Source organism: Burkholderia sp. LFS061 (assembly GCF_047978125.1).
Taxonomy (GTDB): Bacteria; Pseudomonadota; Gammaproteobacteria; order Burkholderiales; family Burkholderiaceae; genus Burkholderia; species Burkholderia pyrrocinia_C.
On the sequence record NZ_JBFPFS010000034.1, the window covers coordinates 66,025 to 81,416 of the forward strand.

Below are 15,392 nucleotides of genomic sequence, written 5' to 3' on the forward strand. Positions count from 1 at the left end.
GAGTGTCTCCTGGTTTGCCGGTCAGGCAAGCGCTTTGGTCGTGTCCGCCAGGGCTTCCGTATCCACTGCCCGGCCCTGGTTCATCCACTTGCGCGCGAGCTTCAGCTCGCGCGCGTTGTTCACGGCGATGACACCTCTCACATGCCCGTCGCCAAGGAAAAACAGCGTCGCGCGGCGCGCGGCGAGATCGCCGCGCACGACGAGCTGCGCATCGGCCGGCAGATCGCCGAGGATCTGCAGGTTCACGTCGTACTGATCGGACCAGAACCACGGAATCTCCGCGTACGGCGCGCGCACGTCGAGCACAGCTTTCGCGGCCGCGATCGCCTGGTTCTGCGCGTTGGCCCACGATTCGAGCCGCACGCGCCGTTTCAGCCAGCCGTTATGATGGTTCGCGACATCGCCGCACGCGAAGATCGCCGGGTCGCTCGTCGCACCGAATTCGTCGACGACGATGCCGTCGTCGACGGCCAGCCCCGCATCGCTCGCGAGCGATGCGTTCAGCGCGAGGCCGATGCCGGCCACCGCGAAATCGGCGTCGATCGTCGTGCCGTCAGCGAGCGTCGCGCGTACCTTCGATGCATCGCCAGGCTGCGCATCGAGCGACGCGAGCGCCGCGCCGAGACGCACGTCGACGCCGTTCGCGCGATGCAGGTCGAGCAGGAAATCCGACACGATCTGCGGCACCGAGCGGCCGCACAGGCGCGGCGCGCCTTCGACCACGACCGCCCCGACGCCGAGCTTGCGCGCGGTCGCCGCGACTTCGAGGCCGATCCAGCCGCCGCCGATCACGAGCACGCGCTGGCTCGCGCGCAGCTTCTCGCCGAGCGCTGCCGCTTCATCGAGGGTACGCAAGTAGTGCAGGTTCGGCGTCCTCACGATTGCGTCCGGCAGGCGGCGCGACGTGCCGCCGGTCGCGATCACGAGCCGGTCGTATTCGATCTCGCGGCCGCTGGCGGTCGTCACCACGCGGCGCGCGCGGTCGATCGACGCCGCGCGTTCCGGCTGCCATGCTTCGATATCGAGCGCGTCGAATTCATCCGGGCGCACGACGCGTACGGTTTCGATACCGGCGTCGCCGGCCAGCACGGCCTTCGACAGCGGCGGACGCTCGTACGGCAGGTGCGGCTCGTCCGCGATCATCACGAGGCGCCCCGTGTAACCTTCCGCGCGCAACGTCTTCAGCACCCAGCCGGCGGCCTGACCGCCGCCGATCACGACGACCGTGCCGGGCGCGGGCTGCGCCTGCGTGTTCGCTTCGGTCATGATTTGCGCTCCGTCATGAACTTGCCTTCCGGCGCCTTCGCGTTTTTCTGCCGGCGCGTGTTGCCGTCGAGGCCGCCGTCGACGGCCCACTCGGCGAACACGGTCGGGCCCGGCTCGAATTCGCGCGGCTGCCATTCGGGCGTCAGCACGTCCTCGTCCGCGTAGTACTCGATCAGCGCGCCGGCCGGATTCTGGAAGTACCAGAAGTACGCAGACGACACCGGGTGACGGCCCGGGCCGAGTTGCGTTTCCCAGCCGCAGCGGTCGATATGCATGCCGCCGCCGAACACTTCGTGGATGTCGCGCACGGTGAATGCGACGTGGTTCAGGCCACGCTTTCCGTTCGGCAGCGCGAGCAGGAACAGGTCGTGATGGCCGCCGTGCGGCGCGCAGCGCATGAACGCGCCGCGGCCCGGGTAGCGATCGGACGTCTCGAAGCCGAGCAGTTCGTGATAGAACTTTTCCTGTTCGTCGAGGCAGTTCGTGAAGAACACGACATGCCCGACCTCGACCGGCTCCGCGCGTGCATAGATCGGGCTCGGCTGGTCGACGCGCAGCGTCTGGCCCCACACGTTCGACGGCGAGCCCGTGATGTCGAGTTCGCGCTTGCGCGTGACTTCGACGCGGATCGCCATTCCGTTCGGGTCGATACAGCCGACCGCATCGTCGTGCGAGTAATAACCTGGCTGGCCGGCGAGCTTCGTGCGCAGCGCGTCGAGTTCGCCCTGCGTCGCGACGCCCCACGTGACCTCGCGCAGCGTCGGACCCGCTTCAAACGCGGGCGGCAGCGCCGGATCGTCGGCGTTGACGGCCAGCACGGTGCAGCCGTTCATCGTTTCGAAGCGCGCGCGCGTGTCGTCGTGCGCGACTTCCTTCAGCCCCCAGTCGGCGAAAAAGCGCCGGCAGGTCGCGAGATCGTCGACGCCGTACGTGATCTGCTCGATTCCCAAAATGCTCATTGCGTCATTCCCCTTCGCTCAGTTCGCCCACGGCAGCGGCGCGTCGTTCAAACCCCAGTAGAGGCTCTTCTGCTGCATGTACTCGCGGATGCCGAGACGCCCCTTCTCGCGCCCCATCCCGCTCTCCTTCCAGCCGGAGAACGGCGTGGAGATCGAGAACAGCTTGTACGTGTTGATCCATACGGTGCCCGTCTCCAGCGCGCGCGCGATACGCCAGGCACGCTTGTAGTCGCGCGTCCAGATGCCGGCGGCAAGACCGAACACGCTGTCGTTCGCCTGCGCGATCAGCGACGCTTCATCGTCAAACGGCATCGCGACGAGCACAGGCCCGAAGATTTCTTCCTGGCAGATGCGCGCGCTGTTCGGCAAGCCTTCGAGTATCGTCGGCTGGTAGAAGAAGCCGTGCTCGCGCCCGTCGCCCGACGGCCGCTCGCCGCCGCACAGCAGGCGGCCGCCTTCTTCCAGGCCGAGCGCGACGTAGCGCTCCACCGATTCGCGATGCTTCGCGGTGATCAGCGGCCCCATCTGCGTATCGGGCCGCGTCGGGTCGCCCACGCGCAGCTTGCGTGCGCCCGCAACCAGGCGCTTCATGAATTCGTCGTACACCGTGCGCTGCACGAACAGCCGCGAACCCGCGATGCACGCTTCGCCCGACGAGCTGAAAATGCCGTATAGCACGCCGTTGACCGCATGATCGAGATCGGCGTCGTCGCACACGATCGTCGGCGACTTGCCGCCGAGTTCGAGCGACACGGGCATCAGCTTCTCGGCCGCGATGCGCGCGATGCCGCGGCCCACTTCGGTACCGCCCGTGAACGACACCTTCTTCACCAGCGGATGGCGCACGAGCACGTCGCCGATCACCGAGCCCCTGCCCGGCAGCACGCTCAGCACGCCCTTCGGTACGCCGGCTTCCTCGCAGATGCGCGCGAGCGCAAGCGACACGAGCGGCGTGACTTCGGCGGGCTTGAGCACCACCGCGTTGCCGCCTGCGAGTGCCGGCGCGAGCTTCTGCGCGTCGGATGCGATCGGCGAGTTCCACGGCGTGATCGCCGCGATCACGCCGATCGGCTCGTACACGCTCATCGTCAGGTAGTCGCCGCGCGATGGCGTCAGCTCTTCGTCGAGCGTTTCGAGGCAGGCCGCGAAATAGCGGAACGTGTTCGCCGCGCTGGCCACCAGCACGCGCGTCTCGCCGATCGGCTTGCCGTTGTCGCGACGCTGCAGGTTCGCGAGCGCCTCGTGGCGCTGCATGATCAGATCCGCGATGCGGTACAGCACCTGCGCGCGCTGATGCGGCTTCAGCCCGGCCCAGTCGGCGCGGCGCCATGCGGCGTCGGCGGCTTCGACGGCTTCGGCCGCGTCTTCGGCGTTCGCCGTCGAGACTTCCATGTTCACCGACTGGTCGGCCGGATAGATGCTGGCATAGGGCGCGCCACGGCCGCGCCGCCACTCGCCGCCGATCAGGATGTTGCCGTCGGGTACCAGGCTCGTATCGAAAGGTGTCATTTCACAGTCCCACAAATCTGTCTCTGCGCACCCGCCCTCGCCGTGGCGCGGGCGGACGTTCAATAGTCCGAATCTCTCGAAGCGCCGCTCAGATCACGCAGCGGGCCGCGCGGTTGCGCAGCGCGCGGATCGCGCTGAACGCCGTCAGCGCCGACGTCTTCGGGTTGTCGGGCAGCGGCTTGCCGCTCATTTCCAGCGACATCTCGCCGAATGCGCCGCGCGCGGTGATGCGGTGCACGTTGCGCGCGACGGCCGGATCGGCGATCAGGCGCACGCGCGTCGCATCGAGGCCGAGGCCCGCGAGCGCGACGGTCGCCGCGACGTTCGCGTTCTTCGGATAGAGCCGCGCAGCGTCGCGCGCAGTGCCTTCGAAGATCACCTTTTCTTCGGTCATCGCGCGCAGGTCGCACAACTCCTCGGCCGGCGTGCCGAGCCAGCCGAGCGGCGGCTTGCGGCCGACGTACAGCACTTCGTCGAGACCGCCCTGCTTCGCGGAAGCCAGCGCGTCGATGCCGCCGATCGCGCCGGACAGCAGCGTCAGCGTCGCGTCGCCTTCGTCGGCGGCCCGCGACAGCACGTCGAGCAGCGCGAGATCGGACAGCGCGCCAATCGATGCGACCGCGCAGTCGGTGCCGGCCTTCAAGAGCGGCACGACGTGATCGACGAGCGCACTGTGGCCCGCGCATTCGAGCGCGAACCCGGGGCGGCGGGCCAGTGCGTCGACCGACGACACGACCTCCACCGCGCCGCCCAGCACGCTCTGCACCGCGGCGCGCTGGTGGTCGGGCACGATCACGTGCGCGATGCGCAGCGCCGCATCGTGCTCGACCGCGTGATACACGGCCGCGCCGATCGCGCCGAAGCCGATCATCGCGACGTCGACGGGTGCGTGCCCGCGTGCGTGATCGTTACGCATACTGGCGCTCCGACGGTGCTTCCTTCTTCACCGGCGGGCCTGCGAACTGCGATGCGAACGAGCCGACCGACAGCATGTCGACTTCGACCATCACCGGCCCTTCCTTTGCCATCCCTTCGCGCACGATCGCTTCGGCCTGGTCGAGCGATGTGATCCGGTAATGCGTGAGGCCGAAGCTCGCGCAGAACTGCGCGAAATCGGGCTGGTGCAACTGCACGAAGCAGCGGCGGCCGCCGTAGTGCGCGTCCTGGATGTTGCGGATCACGCCGTAGCACTGGTCGTTCATCAGCACGATCATCACGTTCGCGTTTTCCTGCACGGCCGTCACCAGCTCGCCGACGTTGACCATCAGGCCGCCGTCGCCGACGAGGCAGACCGTCTTCGCGGCGGCACCCGCCAGCGCCGCGCCGATGCCCATCTGAATGCCCTGGCCGATGCCGCCGCCGAGCGCATGCACGCCCGCGCGCGGTTCGAAGATCTTCAGCAGGCGGTTGCCCCACGTGCTGTTCGAGATCGTCACGTCGCGCACCCAGTTGTAGTCGCGGCCGACGGCGCCCTGCAGCGTATCGACGAGCTGCTTGTAGGGCCCCAGGCCCTTCGCCACATCGGCAACCGCCTGCTCGCGGGCCGCCGCGAGATCGGATGCGAACTGCGGATCGACCGACAGGCGGCCTTCGAGCAGGTCGGCCAGTTCGGCCAGCACGCGCTTCGAATCGCCGTGCACGAACAGCTCGTTGCGATAGCCGCGGTTGTCGGCGAGCGCGTCGGCATCGACGCGGAACAGCGGCTGCGGCAGCGCGAGCTTGTACTTCAGCGTCTCGTTGCCGCGCAGGCGCGAGCCGACCACGACGAGTGCGTCGCAGGTCTTGTAGAACGCTTCGACGGACGCATGCACGTTGAACGCGCCGAGCGTCGCCGGATGATCCTCGGGCAGCACGCCGCGGCCCTGCACGCTCGTCACGACGCCGAAGCCGAGCTTCACGAGGCGCTCGACTTCGTCGCGGGCGTGGCGCGCGCCGCCGCCGAGCCACAGCAGCGGACGGCGCTTGGCCGCGAGTGCCTCGGCGAGCTTCGCGACGCGTGCGGCGTCGTGCTCGCGCACCGCGACGTGTGCCGGCGCGAGGTCTTCCGGCCATTCGATTTCGGCGGCCTGGATGTCGATCGGAATCTCGACCGACACGGGGCCCGTCGGCGCGGTCTGCGCGATGCGCACGGCTTCGCGGATCGTCGGCAGCACGGTCTCGACCGTGCGCACGCGGAACGCGGCCTTCGAGATCGCGTCCAGCATCGTCAATTGATCGGGCGCTTCATGGATATAGGCGAGGTCCTGGTCGAGGTACGGTGTCTCGATCTGCCCCGTAATGTGCAGCATCGCGGTGCCGGCCGTCAGTGCCTCGACCATCGCGCCGGCCGCGTTGCCCGCCGCCGTGCCCGTGCTCGTGAACGCGACGCCGAGGCCGCCCGACACGCGGGCCAGGCCGTCGGCCATGTTCACCGCGCCGGCTTCGCCGCGCGCGCCGACATACCGGATGTTGCCGCGCGAGTTGATCGCGTCGAGGATCGGCATGTTGTGGATCGAGATGACACCGAATGCGGTTTTCACGCCGCACTGCTCGAGAAAGGCGGCAATCAGCTCGCCAACCGTGGTTTTTTCAGACATGGCGTGCAAAGCCTCCAGAAACGTCGATATGGCTGCCCGTCGTGTAGGACGACAGATGCGTTGCGAGATAAAAAAGTGCCCAGGCGGCCTCGTCGGGCTTGCCGAAGCGGTTCAGCGGAATGTTCTTCTTGCGCGCGAGCGCACCCGTCCAGTCTTCCCAGCTTTCGCCGGCTTGCGCCTGCACTTCGTAGCGGCGGCGCCACTGGCCGGACTCGACGATGCCGATCAGGATCGAGTTCACGCGGATGCGCTGCGGCGCCAGTTCGGTCGCGAGCGACTTCACGAGGCTCAGCACGCCCGCGCGCGCCGACGACGTCGCGACCATGTGCGGCTCGGGCTGCAGCGCGAGCAGCGAGTTCACGCAGGTGATCGTCGGCGCCTGCGCGTCGCGCAGCAGCGGCAGGAACGCGCGCGTCGGGCGGATGATGCTGAAGTACTTCAGTTCGAGCTCGTCGCGCCACGCGTCGTCGGTCGTATCGGCGAAGGTCGACACGCGGCCCTGGCCTGCGTTGTTGACCAGCATGTCGGTACCGCCGAAGCGCGCGGACACCGCTTGTGCGAACGCGGCCACGTCGGCTTCGTCGAGCACGTTGCAGCGCTCGGCGAGCAGTTGCGCGCCCGCGTATTTGTCGCGAAGCATCGCTTCGGCGCGTGCGAGGCGGTCGCCGTCGCGGCCGCAAATCGCGACCGATGCGCCGGCCTGCAGGAATCGTTCGGCCGTCGCGAGGCCGATGCCGGACGAACCGCCCGTCACCACCGCAACCTGCCCGGTCAGATCGATCTCAATCATCGGAGTCCTAACGCCTTCATAAACGTGTGCTCGTCATCCGAGCGGTAATTGAGCCGCCGCGACAGTTCCGCCGCCGCGCGCTGCACCTTGTCGATCAACCCGTCCGCGATCAGCGCCGCGTCGATCTCCGGGCGCGGCACGGTCACCGTGATGCACGCGACGATCTTCTGCGTCTCGTTTCGCACCGGCGCCGTGACCACCGAGATGCCGCGTTCGAACGACGAATTGCTGACGCCATAGCCGCGCAGCACATCCTCGCGGATCACTTCGTACAACGCATCGACCGTCTCCGGTGTCGCGCTCGTCATCCGGTTCAGCGTGCCTTCCGGATACAGCGAGCGCAGCTCCTTCAGCGACAGGTCGCCCATCAGCACGTGGCCGTGCGTCGTCGCATGCGCGGGCAAGCGCGTGCCGACGTTCACGCGGATCGAGCTGAACACCGGCGACTGGCTCTGCGCCTTCGCGACGAACACGACGTCGCGGCCGTCGCGGATCACGATGTGCGTCGTGAAGCCGGTCGCATCGCGCAGGCTCTCGATCACCGGCAGGCCGAGATCGGTCAGCTCCAGCGAGCTCAGGTATTCGAAGCCGAGCCGCAGCACGGCGATGCCGAGCTTGTAGTTGCGATCCTTGTCCGCACGCTCGAGAAAGCCGAGCGATTCGAGCGTCTGCAGCAGACGGAACACCGTCGTGCGCGGAATGCCGAGCCGCTTCGACAACTCGGGCGCGCCGAGCACGGGCTCGCGCGGCGAGAATTCGGCGAGAATCCGCAACCCGCGTTCGAGGCCCGGCACCACGTAGCTGGCCTCGGCCTTGCCGTTTTCGGGTTCTTGTTGCAGCGGTTCGCTCATGCCAGACCCCACTGCGTATCGCACTGCCGGCAGAACGTGTCGATCAGTGCGGAATAAACGGCCGGCGCTTCCACGTACCCGGCATGACCGGCTTGCGGAATCACCTGCAACCCAACGTGCGCGGCCGCGGCGATCCGCTCGCATGCGGCGGGCGGCGTGATCGCGTCGTTCGCGCCGACGGCCACGGCCGTGCGGCCGCGAAAACCGGCGAGATCGGCCGCGAGATCGGCATTCGCGAGCAGATGCGTGGCCTGCGCGTAACCTGCCGGTACGATGCGCGCCATGTTCCAGCGCACCCACGCACGCGCATCCTCGCTCGCGAAACCGGACAGCATGTTGCCGCTGCGCTGCTCGGCGAGCCCGGCCGGACCGAGTTCCGCGAGCATCGCGAGCCGCGCGTCGCGGCGCGACTCGCGCGTTTCGGCGGGCGCGCTGCCGTAGCCGCCGGCAGGCGACACCAGCAGCAGGCCGGCGATCCGACCGGGCATCACGCGGGCGAGACCGCCCGCGACGATCGCACCGAGCGAATGCCCGACCAGCACGCAGCGTTCGATGCCGAGTGCCTCGAGCCACGCGCTCAGCGATGCCGCGTAATCGGCGGCGGCCGGCGACGCGCCGTGCACGGGCGTCGACACGCCATAACCGGGCGCATCCCACGCGAGCACATGCCGCGATGCGCCGAGCGTGTCGAGCTGGCGCACCCAGGATGCGGCGCCCGAACCGATCCCGTGCAGCAGCACGACGGGCAGCGCGCGGCCCGCATGCTGCGCGCCGGCCTCGCGATATCCGATCGTGCCCGCCGCGCCGGCCGCGCAACGCTGCTCGGGAAATTGCCCGAGCAGCGCGGCGAATGCCGCGGTGCGGTCGCGTTCACGTTTGTCGATGACACTCATTGCTTCACCGGCTCCGTCTCAACGCTTGATCTTCGCGAGCGGCGAATCGGGCGGATAGGTCGGCGTGATCGGCTTCGGCGAACCGAGCATCACGCACATCAGCGCGTCTTCCTCGCCGATGTTGATTTCCGTGCGATACACGCCGGGCGGCACCGAGATCAGGTCGCGCTCGCCGAGGATCGCTTCCCACGTCTCGCCGTCGCGTTCGCAGATCACCTTCATCTTGCCGCGCAGCACGAAGAAGATTTCTTCCACGTCGATATGGATGTGGCTCGGGCCGATGTTGCCGGCCGGGATCACCATCGTCGAGAACGTGAAGTTGCCGGCCGGCACCGTGTCGACGTCCTTCGCGACGCCCGTGCCGCCGGTGCCGACATAGCGCATCTGCGCACGGCGGTACTTCGGGTCATAGTCGGCCTGGAACTTCAGTGCGTCCCAGTCGTAGCGCCGCGTCGCGTAGCGCGCGACGCGCCCTTCCATCCAGTCGTTGAAGCTTGCGCCTTCCGGCTGGTCCCACGACTTGCGTTCGAGATCGGCGTCCGCCATCGTCAACTCCTTCATCAAGGGTGAAAACATCAATTCATCACGAAGCCGCCGTTCACCGGCAGCAGTTGGCCCGTCACGAAGCGCGCGCCGTCCGACAGCAGGAACAGCACGGGGCCCGTCACGTCGTCGGGCACCTGCGCACGCGTCAGCGCGCGGCCCTGCAGGTAGAACGCGTGGCGCTCGGCCGGCACGTAGGCCGTCGCCTCGACTTCGGTCAGCCCCGGCGCGATCGCGTTGACCGTCACGCCGTGCGCGCCGAACTCGCGCGCCTGCGCATGCGTCATCGCGATCACCGCGCCCTTGCTCGCGACGTACGCGAGCAGCTTCGGCGCGCCCCACAGCGCGGTGTCCGATGCGAGGTTCACGATCGCGCCGCGGCCCGACTTCGCGAGGTGCGGCAGCGCCGCATTGCTGACGAGCCATACGCCGCGCACGTTCACGTTCATCACGGCGTCCCACGTCGCGACGTCGAGCTCAGTCGACAGCTTGCCGCCCGAGTTCGTGATCGCCGCGTTATTGATCAGTGCGTCGATGCCGCCGAGCGCCGCCGCGCCCTGCGCGACGAATGCGTCGACGCTCGCCGGATCGGCCAGGTCGAGCGCGAAGAAATGCGCAACATGGCCGGCTTCCGACAGTTGCGCGGCCAGCGCACGGCCTTCGTCGGCCAGCACGTCGCCGAATGCGACCTGCGCGCCCGCGGTGACGAGCGCCTTCACGAACGCCGCGCCGAGACCGCGCGCGCCGCCGGTGACAAGCACGCGGCGCCCCGCGAGCGACACGACCGGTGCGAGCTCAGCCATTCGCGGGCTCCGATGCGGCTTGCGCCGCGCGATGCGCGTCGAGCGCGGACAGGTGTTCCTGCGCACGCTGGCGCAGCATCCGGCGCACGCGCGTGATGCCGACGTCGTGCTGGTACAGGTATTCGTGATCGCGCGCCTGCGGCGCGAGACTTTCGAGGACATAGCGGTCCTGCTCGAGCACGTCCCAGTGCAGCCCTTCGAGGCGGTTGCGGTACATGAAACGCCACACGTCGCGCTGCCAGCCGCTGACCTTGCGCGTGCGCCAGAAGTAGACCTGGCAGTTGTCGCCGTCGACCGGCGTCGCGAAGCCGATGATCCCGAAGTTGCCGCCCGGGCCGAATTTCTGCTTGTACGGAATCGCGAGGCGCATCCACAAGCAGCCGGTTTCGCCGAGTTCGACCCAGTCGAAGTTCACGTCGCGCTGGCCGATCTTCTCGAACATCAGGCCCGTTTCCGTCTTGCGCACGCGCATGTCGGCCTGCTTGTCGCCTTCGGCCATCGAGTGCGACGTCGCGTGCAGGTATGCGCCGTGCATCGGGTCCATCACGTTGTCGATTGCGTACTGGTAATTGCACTTCCAGTTCGACACGCACAGGAAGTGGCCGTATTCGTCGGCGACCAGTTCCTCGGGCAGGTTCAGTGGCGCCGGCTCGCCGTGCGCTTCGTCGCCGAACCACAGGAAGATCGCGCCGGCCTTCTCTTCGACCGGATAGGACTTCACGCACTTCGTGCCTTCGAGCGGACAGTTCGACACGGCCGGCACACGGTTGACCGTGCCGCCGCCGTCGACTTCGATGCCGTGATACCAGCACGCGATGCTGCCGCCGAGGTTCCAGCCGAGCGACAGCCGCGCGCCGCGGTGCGGGCAGCGATCCTCGAGTGCGTGGACCTTGCCGTCGTGATCGCGCCACAGCACGATCTGCTCGGACAGGCGCGTGAGGCCGACGGGTGCGTTCGACACCTGCCAGCTCGGCGCGACGGGATACCAGTAGTTCTTGATGCCGCGGTCGAGATAGTCACGGACCGGGTCGTGTTGGGAAGCGTGTTGTACGGGGGACGTCATCAGTGTGCTCCGGATGCGGTTGTCGTCGGGTCGGCGGATCGCGCGCTCGGCGCGGTCATTCCGCGAGCGCGGCCATTTCGGCGCGGAAGCGCTCCGGTGTCCACGGCGTGCCGTCCGGCGCGCGGAAGCCGATGCGGTTCAGGCCCGCGACGACGTCGTCCAGCTCGGTCGCGCCGGCTTCGAACACGCGTTCGAGCGCATCGCCGAGGTCGTTCTCGTACTGGGTCGGCTCGGCCTTGCGGTTCTGCCAGATCCGGTTCTCGACCTGGCCGGGGATCTCGATCTGCCCCTTGCCGGCGACGTTGTTCGGCTGCGGCGCCACCCACGGCTTCAGGAAGGGATTGAAGTTGACGGTCGCTTCTTTCATGTCATTCCACCTTGATCTGGATTTCCTCGCCGGCGAGGCGCACCGCGTACTGCTTCAGCGCGCGTCCGCCCGGCCCCTTCAGGCATTCGCCCGTCTTGATGTCGAACACGGCCTCGTGCAGCGGGCATTCGACCGTGCCTTCGTCGACGAACCCCTGCGTCAGCAGCGCGTACGCATGCGGGCACACGTTCTCGAGCGCATACACGTCGTCGCCGACGCGATAGATCCCGATTTCGACGCCGTCGGTCCGCTTGAACTCGATCGGCGTGTCTTCCGACAGCGCGCCGGCGTGTCCGGCGCAAATCCATTGTTCAGACATCTCACACCCTTCCTTCTGATCGACTCTCGATTTGCTTCTCTTTTGTTCCATATTAGGAACAACAGTTTATGGATGGTGATTATATGAGCGACTTTCCACGAGTAAAACAAAAAGCTGCGTGCCCTAGGGAAAACACCGACCATCGGGTCGACCATTGCCCCCGCCTATCCCATCAAATGTAATTTTTTGTTTTGTGACGGGGAGTTATGCCCTTTTTTCGGGCTCCGCGCAGCGATGCCGCGCACCGTCCGGGAACCCATCCGTCCCGAAAAATTTATTTTTGATCACGCGCTTGACGCCCCTATACTCCATTCCATAAGAGGCACGTCGTTCCTTATATGGAACACACGAAATGCCCATCCGGCGGTGGAACACGCGTGACGGCCGGCCGTCCCCGCGCATGCCGCCACGACACGTTTTCATCAGGTTGGAGAGTCAGGAGATCAAATGGTCAAGCATGCGGTGGTAGCAGCAGCAGTCATCGGGATGGGCGCCATGTCGGGCGCGTGGGCGCAGAGCAGCGTGGTGCTGTACGGCAGCCTGGATGCGGGCGTCGCGTACGTGAACAACGTCGGCGGTCATGCGAAGTGGGCGATGATCCAGGGCAACACGCAGCCCGATCGGTGGGGCCTGAAGGGCAAGGAAGACCTCGGCGACGGCCTGTCGGCGATCTTCCAGCTCGAAAACGGCTTCTATACGAACAACGGCCAGTTCGCGACCGCGAACACGATCTGGAACCGCGCGGCGTTCGTCGGCCTCAGCTCGGAGCGCTACGGCACGCTGACGCTCGGCCGCCAGACGCCGCTGTCGTTCGACTATCTCGATCCGCTCAGCACGGCCTACCTGGCGCTGAGCTGGTACGCATTCCACCCCGGCAACATCGACGGGCTCGCCGCGACCGGCAACGTGCCGTACAACAATTCGGTGAAGTACCGTTCGCCGACCTACGCGGGCTTCTCGGCCGCGGCGACGCTCGCGCTCGGCAATACGACGAACTTCTCGACCGGCAAGTCGGTCGGCGTCGCGCTGAACTATGCGAACGGGCCGTTCAAGGCGTCGGCCGTCTACTCGAACGAGCACGACCGCTCGATCCTGATCGGCCAGACGGGTATCGCGTCATTCCAGGGGCAGAACACTGCGAACGGCTATATCGCGAACAAGGTCGAGAACATCGGCGCGGGTGCGTCGTACCAGTTCGGCGACTTCCTCGTACATGGCCTCTACACGCGCACGAAGATGCAGTCGAACGGCTTTTCGGATACGTTCCAGAGCTATGACGCGGGCGTGAACTACCGCAGCAGCGCGTTCAACACGATCGCGGGCGGCGCGGCGACCACCACGCTGGCCGGCCGCCGCTGGACGCAGGTCGAGCTCGGCGACATCTACGCGCTGTCGAAGCGCACGCAGCTCTATGCGAACGTGTTGTACGAACACGGTTCGGGCGGCGCGAAGGCCGCGTTCTTCACGGCCGGCGTATCGAGCACCGCGAACCAGGTGATCGTGCTCACCGGGATCCATCACTCGTTCTGAGCGGTTTCGCGCGTTCGCACCTGAAACGACAAGAGCGGCCCGCGGGCCGCTCTTGTCGTTTGCGATGCCGGATGCGTCGCGCCACCTGTACGTCAGAACATCGCGACCTTGTGGCGCGCATGCGCGAACGTCGGGTCGCTTTCGAGCGGACGATAGTTCAGGCGCTGCGACAGGTCGACCGCCGCACCGCACACGGCTTCGACGAGCCGCTCCTTCTCGCCGGCCTCACCGATCTCCGAGCGCGGCACCGTCGCGGTGATCGCCGCGACGATCGAACCCGAATGATCGCGCACGGGCGCGGTCACGGCCGAGATGCCGCTTTCGAACGCCGCCTCGCTGACCGCGTAGCCAAGCCGCGCGTACTGCCGCACGCGCTCGTACAGTTCGTCGACGGTGCCCGGCGTGCGCTCGGTGAACTGCTCGAGCCGCTTTTCCGGATAGAGCTGGCGCAGCGCGTCGCGCGTCAGGTCGCCCATCAGCACGTGGCCGTGCACGGTCGCATGCGCGGGCAGGCGCGTACCGACGTGCACCTTCACCGAACCGAACATCGACGCATTGCTCTGCGCCTTCGCGACGAACACGACGTCGCGCTGGTCGCGGATCAACAGGTGCGTCGAGAAGCCGGTGGAATCGCGCAGCCGTTCGAGCACCGGCGCGCCGAGATCGGTCAGCTCGAGCGAGTTCAGGTATTCGAAGCCGAGCCGCAGCACGCCGACGCCGAGCCGGAAATAGCGGTCGCCGTTCACGCGTTCGAGGAAACCGAGCGCCTCGAGCGTCTGCAGCAGGCGGAACGTGGTCGTGCGCGGAATGCCGATGCGCTTCGACAGCTCGGGCGCGCCGAGCACGGGCTCGCGCGCCGAGAATTCGGCGAGGATTCGCAGCCCGCGTTCGAGCCCCGGCACCAGATAGGACGAAGCGCCGCCGGACGATTCGTCGTCGCCGGCAGCGGCAGGATCGGGTGCGTCGCTCATCGTTGTCTTGACCATGTGGACATGGACGGAAGGAAATCAGTCACGAAACAGGCCATGGATCGTCGTGGATATTCAGTCATGCTACTCCAGCGCGCGCGCAGGCTCGCACCCGCGCGCTTCGCCGCGACGCAGCCTGCGCATCCGCGAACCCATGCAGAGTCATTCACGGTCGAGAGGATAGCAGCGATGGACAGCGCGACGCCATGCGGAAATCGCCGAACGGCGGGAACCCGGCCGTTGCCCGTTTCGGGCGGCTGAAAGACCGCGAGCGGCGCGGCATCCGGCACCGCGCCGCCTACAGGCGCGACAGGTGGACCCGGATGTTCGCGCGATCGTACGTGAAGCCGCCGGCCGCATCCTGCTCGAGCACTCGTGCGAGGTCGACCGCATACATCCATCCGCTGCCCAGACGGCCGCCGTTCACGGCCCGGATCCGGCTGCCGCCGACCGCGATCGCGGCATGAAAGACATTGCCGCCGCGGGAGAAACCGACCGCGGTTCCCGCCGGAATGCTGGCGCGCCCGTCCCATTGATCGCCGGTCTCGAAGTTGAATCGCGTCCTCCAGTGCTGACCGATCGTGTCGAGCAGCGCACCGGGCGCGATCATCGCGTCGCCGCGCAGCAAGTACCGGACATAGGCCGCTGCGTCGTAGCAGACGCCGCCGGATACATACTCGTTGATGTCGGCCATGCCGTACATCAGCGCTTGCGCATGTTTCTGCTTTTCGGCGAAGCCGGATTGGGCGACATGGCCGCCTAACTGGGTCAGTTGCATGGGTAGGTCCTTTTGAGGAAGAAGGGTATCGTCGTCCCGCCAACGCAATAACCTCATATCTTATTACGATATCCGCCGGCAGCGGCCGGCCCGGGGGGGGGGGGGCGGGGGCGGCCGCCGCCCCGCTACCGGGGGGGGAGAGTAGTTAAAAAGCAGGGCAAAAACCACAACAAGTGG

At 67.2% G+C, this 15,392-nt stretch carries 16 protein-coding genes; 1 reads left to right on the forward strand and 15 read right to left on the reverse strand.

The window, feature by feature from the left end:
• Positions 1–21: 21 nt before the first annotated feature.
• From ACNQQL_RS25735 to ACNQQL_RS25795, 13 genes are all read right to left on the reverse strand, one after another.
• On the reverse strand, positions 22–1,266 hold the full coding sequence (locus ACNQQL_RS25735; RefSeq protein WP_347066623.1) for an NAD(P)/FAD-dependent oxidoreductase: 1,245 nt from the start codon (positions 1,264–1,266) through the stop codon (positions 22–24).
• A complete protein-coding gene (locus ACNQQL_RS25740) occupies positions 1,263–2,225 on the reverse strand; it encodes a VOC family protein (RefSeq protein WP_175959379.1) in 963 nt (320 codons plus the stop codon). The genes ACNQQL_RS25735 and ACNQQL_RS25740 overlap by 4 nt, the downstream gene beginning before the upstream one ends.
• 18 nt (positions 2,226–2,243) lie before the next feature.
• Positions 2,244–3,734 carry an aldehyde dehydrogenase gene (locus ACNQQL_RS25745; protein ID WP_347066625.1) on the reverse strand — a complete coding sequence of 497 codons (1,491 nt, stop codon included), beginning with the start codon at positions 3,732–3,734 and terminating at the stop codon, positions 2,244–2,246.
• Positions 3,735–3,822: 88 nt separating this feature from the next.
• Positions 3,823–4,650: an aspartate dehydrogenase gene (locus ACNQQL_RS25750; protein ID WP_347066627.1), complete on the reverse strand. Its 828-nt coding sequence runs from the start codon at positions 4,648–4,650 to the stop codon at positions 3,823–3,825.
• A complete protein-coding gene (locus ACNQQL_RS25755; RefSeq protein WP_347066629.1) occupies positions 4,643–6,310 on the reverse strand; it encodes a thiamine pyrophosphate-binding protein in 1,668 nt (555 codons plus the stop codon). The genes ACNQQL_RS25750 and ACNQQL_RS25755 overlap by 8 nt, the downstream gene beginning before the upstream one ends.
• The gene (locus tag ACNQQL_RS25760) at positions 6,303–7,100 is read right to left on the reverse strand and encodes an SDR family oxidoreductase (RefSeq protein ID WP_347066631.1); all 798 of its coding nucleotides are present in this window, start codon (positions 7,098–7,100) and stop codon (positions 6,303–6,305) included. The genes ACNQQL_RS25755 and ACNQQL_RS25760 overlap by 8 nt, the downstream gene beginning before the upstream one ends.
• Complete coding sequence (locus ACNQQL_RS25765) at positions 7,097–7,951, reverse strand: IclR family transcriptional regulator (protein ID WP_072443357.1); 855 nt, start codon at positions 7,949–7,951, stop codon at positions 7,097–7,099. The genes ACNQQL_RS25760 and ACNQQL_RS25765 overlap by 4 nt, the downstream gene beginning before the upstream one ends.
• Complete coding sequence (locus tag ACNQQL_RS25770) at positions 7,948–8,844, reverse strand: alpha/beta fold hydrolase (RefSeq protein ID WP_347066633.1); 897 nt, start codon at positions 8,842–8,844, stop codon at positions 7,948–7,950. The genes ACNQQL_RS25765 and ACNQQL_RS25770 overlap by 4 nt, the downstream gene beginning before the upstream one ends.
• Before the next feature lie 18 nt (positions 8,845–8,862).
• The gene (locus ACNQQL_RS25775) at positions 8,863–9,390 is read right to left on the reverse strand and encodes a cupin domain-containing protein (RefSeq protein ID WP_347066644.1); all 528 of its coding nucleotides are present in this window, start codon (positions 9,388–9,390) and stop codon (positions 8,863–8,865) included.
• A 29-nt stretch (positions 9,391–9,419) separates the two neighbouring features.
• Positions 9,420–10,190, reverse strand: a complete 771-nt coding sequence (locus ACNQQL_RS25780) for an SDR family oxidoreductase (RefSeq protein WP_347066635.1) — start codon at positions 10,188–10,190, stop codon at positions 9,420–9,422.
• Complete coding sequence (locus ACNQQL_RS25785) at positions 10,183–11,253, reverse strand: aromatic ring-hydroxylating oxygenase subunit alpha (protein WP_204421416.1); 1,071 nt, start codon at positions 11,251–11,253, stop codon at positions 10,183–10,185. Before ACNQQL_RS25785 ends, ACNQQL_RS25780 begins: the two co-directional genes overlap by 8 nt.
• Before the next feature lie 55 nt (positions 11,254–11,308).
• Complete coding sequence (locus tag ACNQQL_RS25790) at positions 11,309–11,620, reverse strand: recombinase-like helix-turn-helix domain-containing protein (protein ID WP_034180372.1); 312 nt, start codon at positions 11,618–11,620, stop codon at positions 11,309–11,311.
• Position 11,621: 1 nt separating this feature from the next.
• Positions 11,622–11,939 (reverse strand): non-heme iron oxygenase ferredoxin subunit, encoded by a 318-nt coding sequence (locus ACNQQL_RS25795; protein ID WP_006489883.1) that lies wholly within the window; start codon positions 11,937–11,939, stop codon positions 11,622–11,624.
• Positions 11,940–12,386: 447 nt separating this feature from the next.
• On the opposite strand from ACNQQL_RS25795, the gene ACNQQL_RS25800 reads away from it, so the two are divergent.
• Complete coding sequence (locus tag ACNQQL_RS25800; RefSeq protein ID WP_347066638.1) at positions 12,387–13,469, forward strand: porin; 1,083 nt, start codon at positions 12,387–12,389, stop codon at positions 13,467–13,469.
• A 92-nt stretch (positions 13,470–13,561) separates the two neighbouring features.
• On the opposite strand, the gene ACNQQL_RS25805 is transcribed toward ACNQQL_RS25800, so the two are convergent.
• Both ACNQQL_RS25805 and tecA read right to left on the reverse strand, forming a co-directional pair.
• Positions 13,562–14,455: an IclR family transcriptional regulator gene (locus tag ACNQQL_RS25805; protein WP_072443370.1), complete on the reverse strand. Its 894-nt coding sequence runs from the start codon at positions 14,453–14,455 to the stop codon at positions 13,562–13,564.
• A gap of 280 nt (positions 14,456–14,735) precedes the next feature.
• The gene (gene tecA, locus ACNQQL_RS25810) at positions 14,736–15,272 is read right to left on the reverse strand and encodes a type 6 secretion system effector deamidase TecA (protein ID WP_347066640.1); all 537 of its coding nucleotides are present in this window, start codon (positions 15,270–15,272) and stop codon (positions 14,736–14,738) included.
• Between the last annotated feature and the right edge of the window lie 120 nt (positions 15,273–15,392).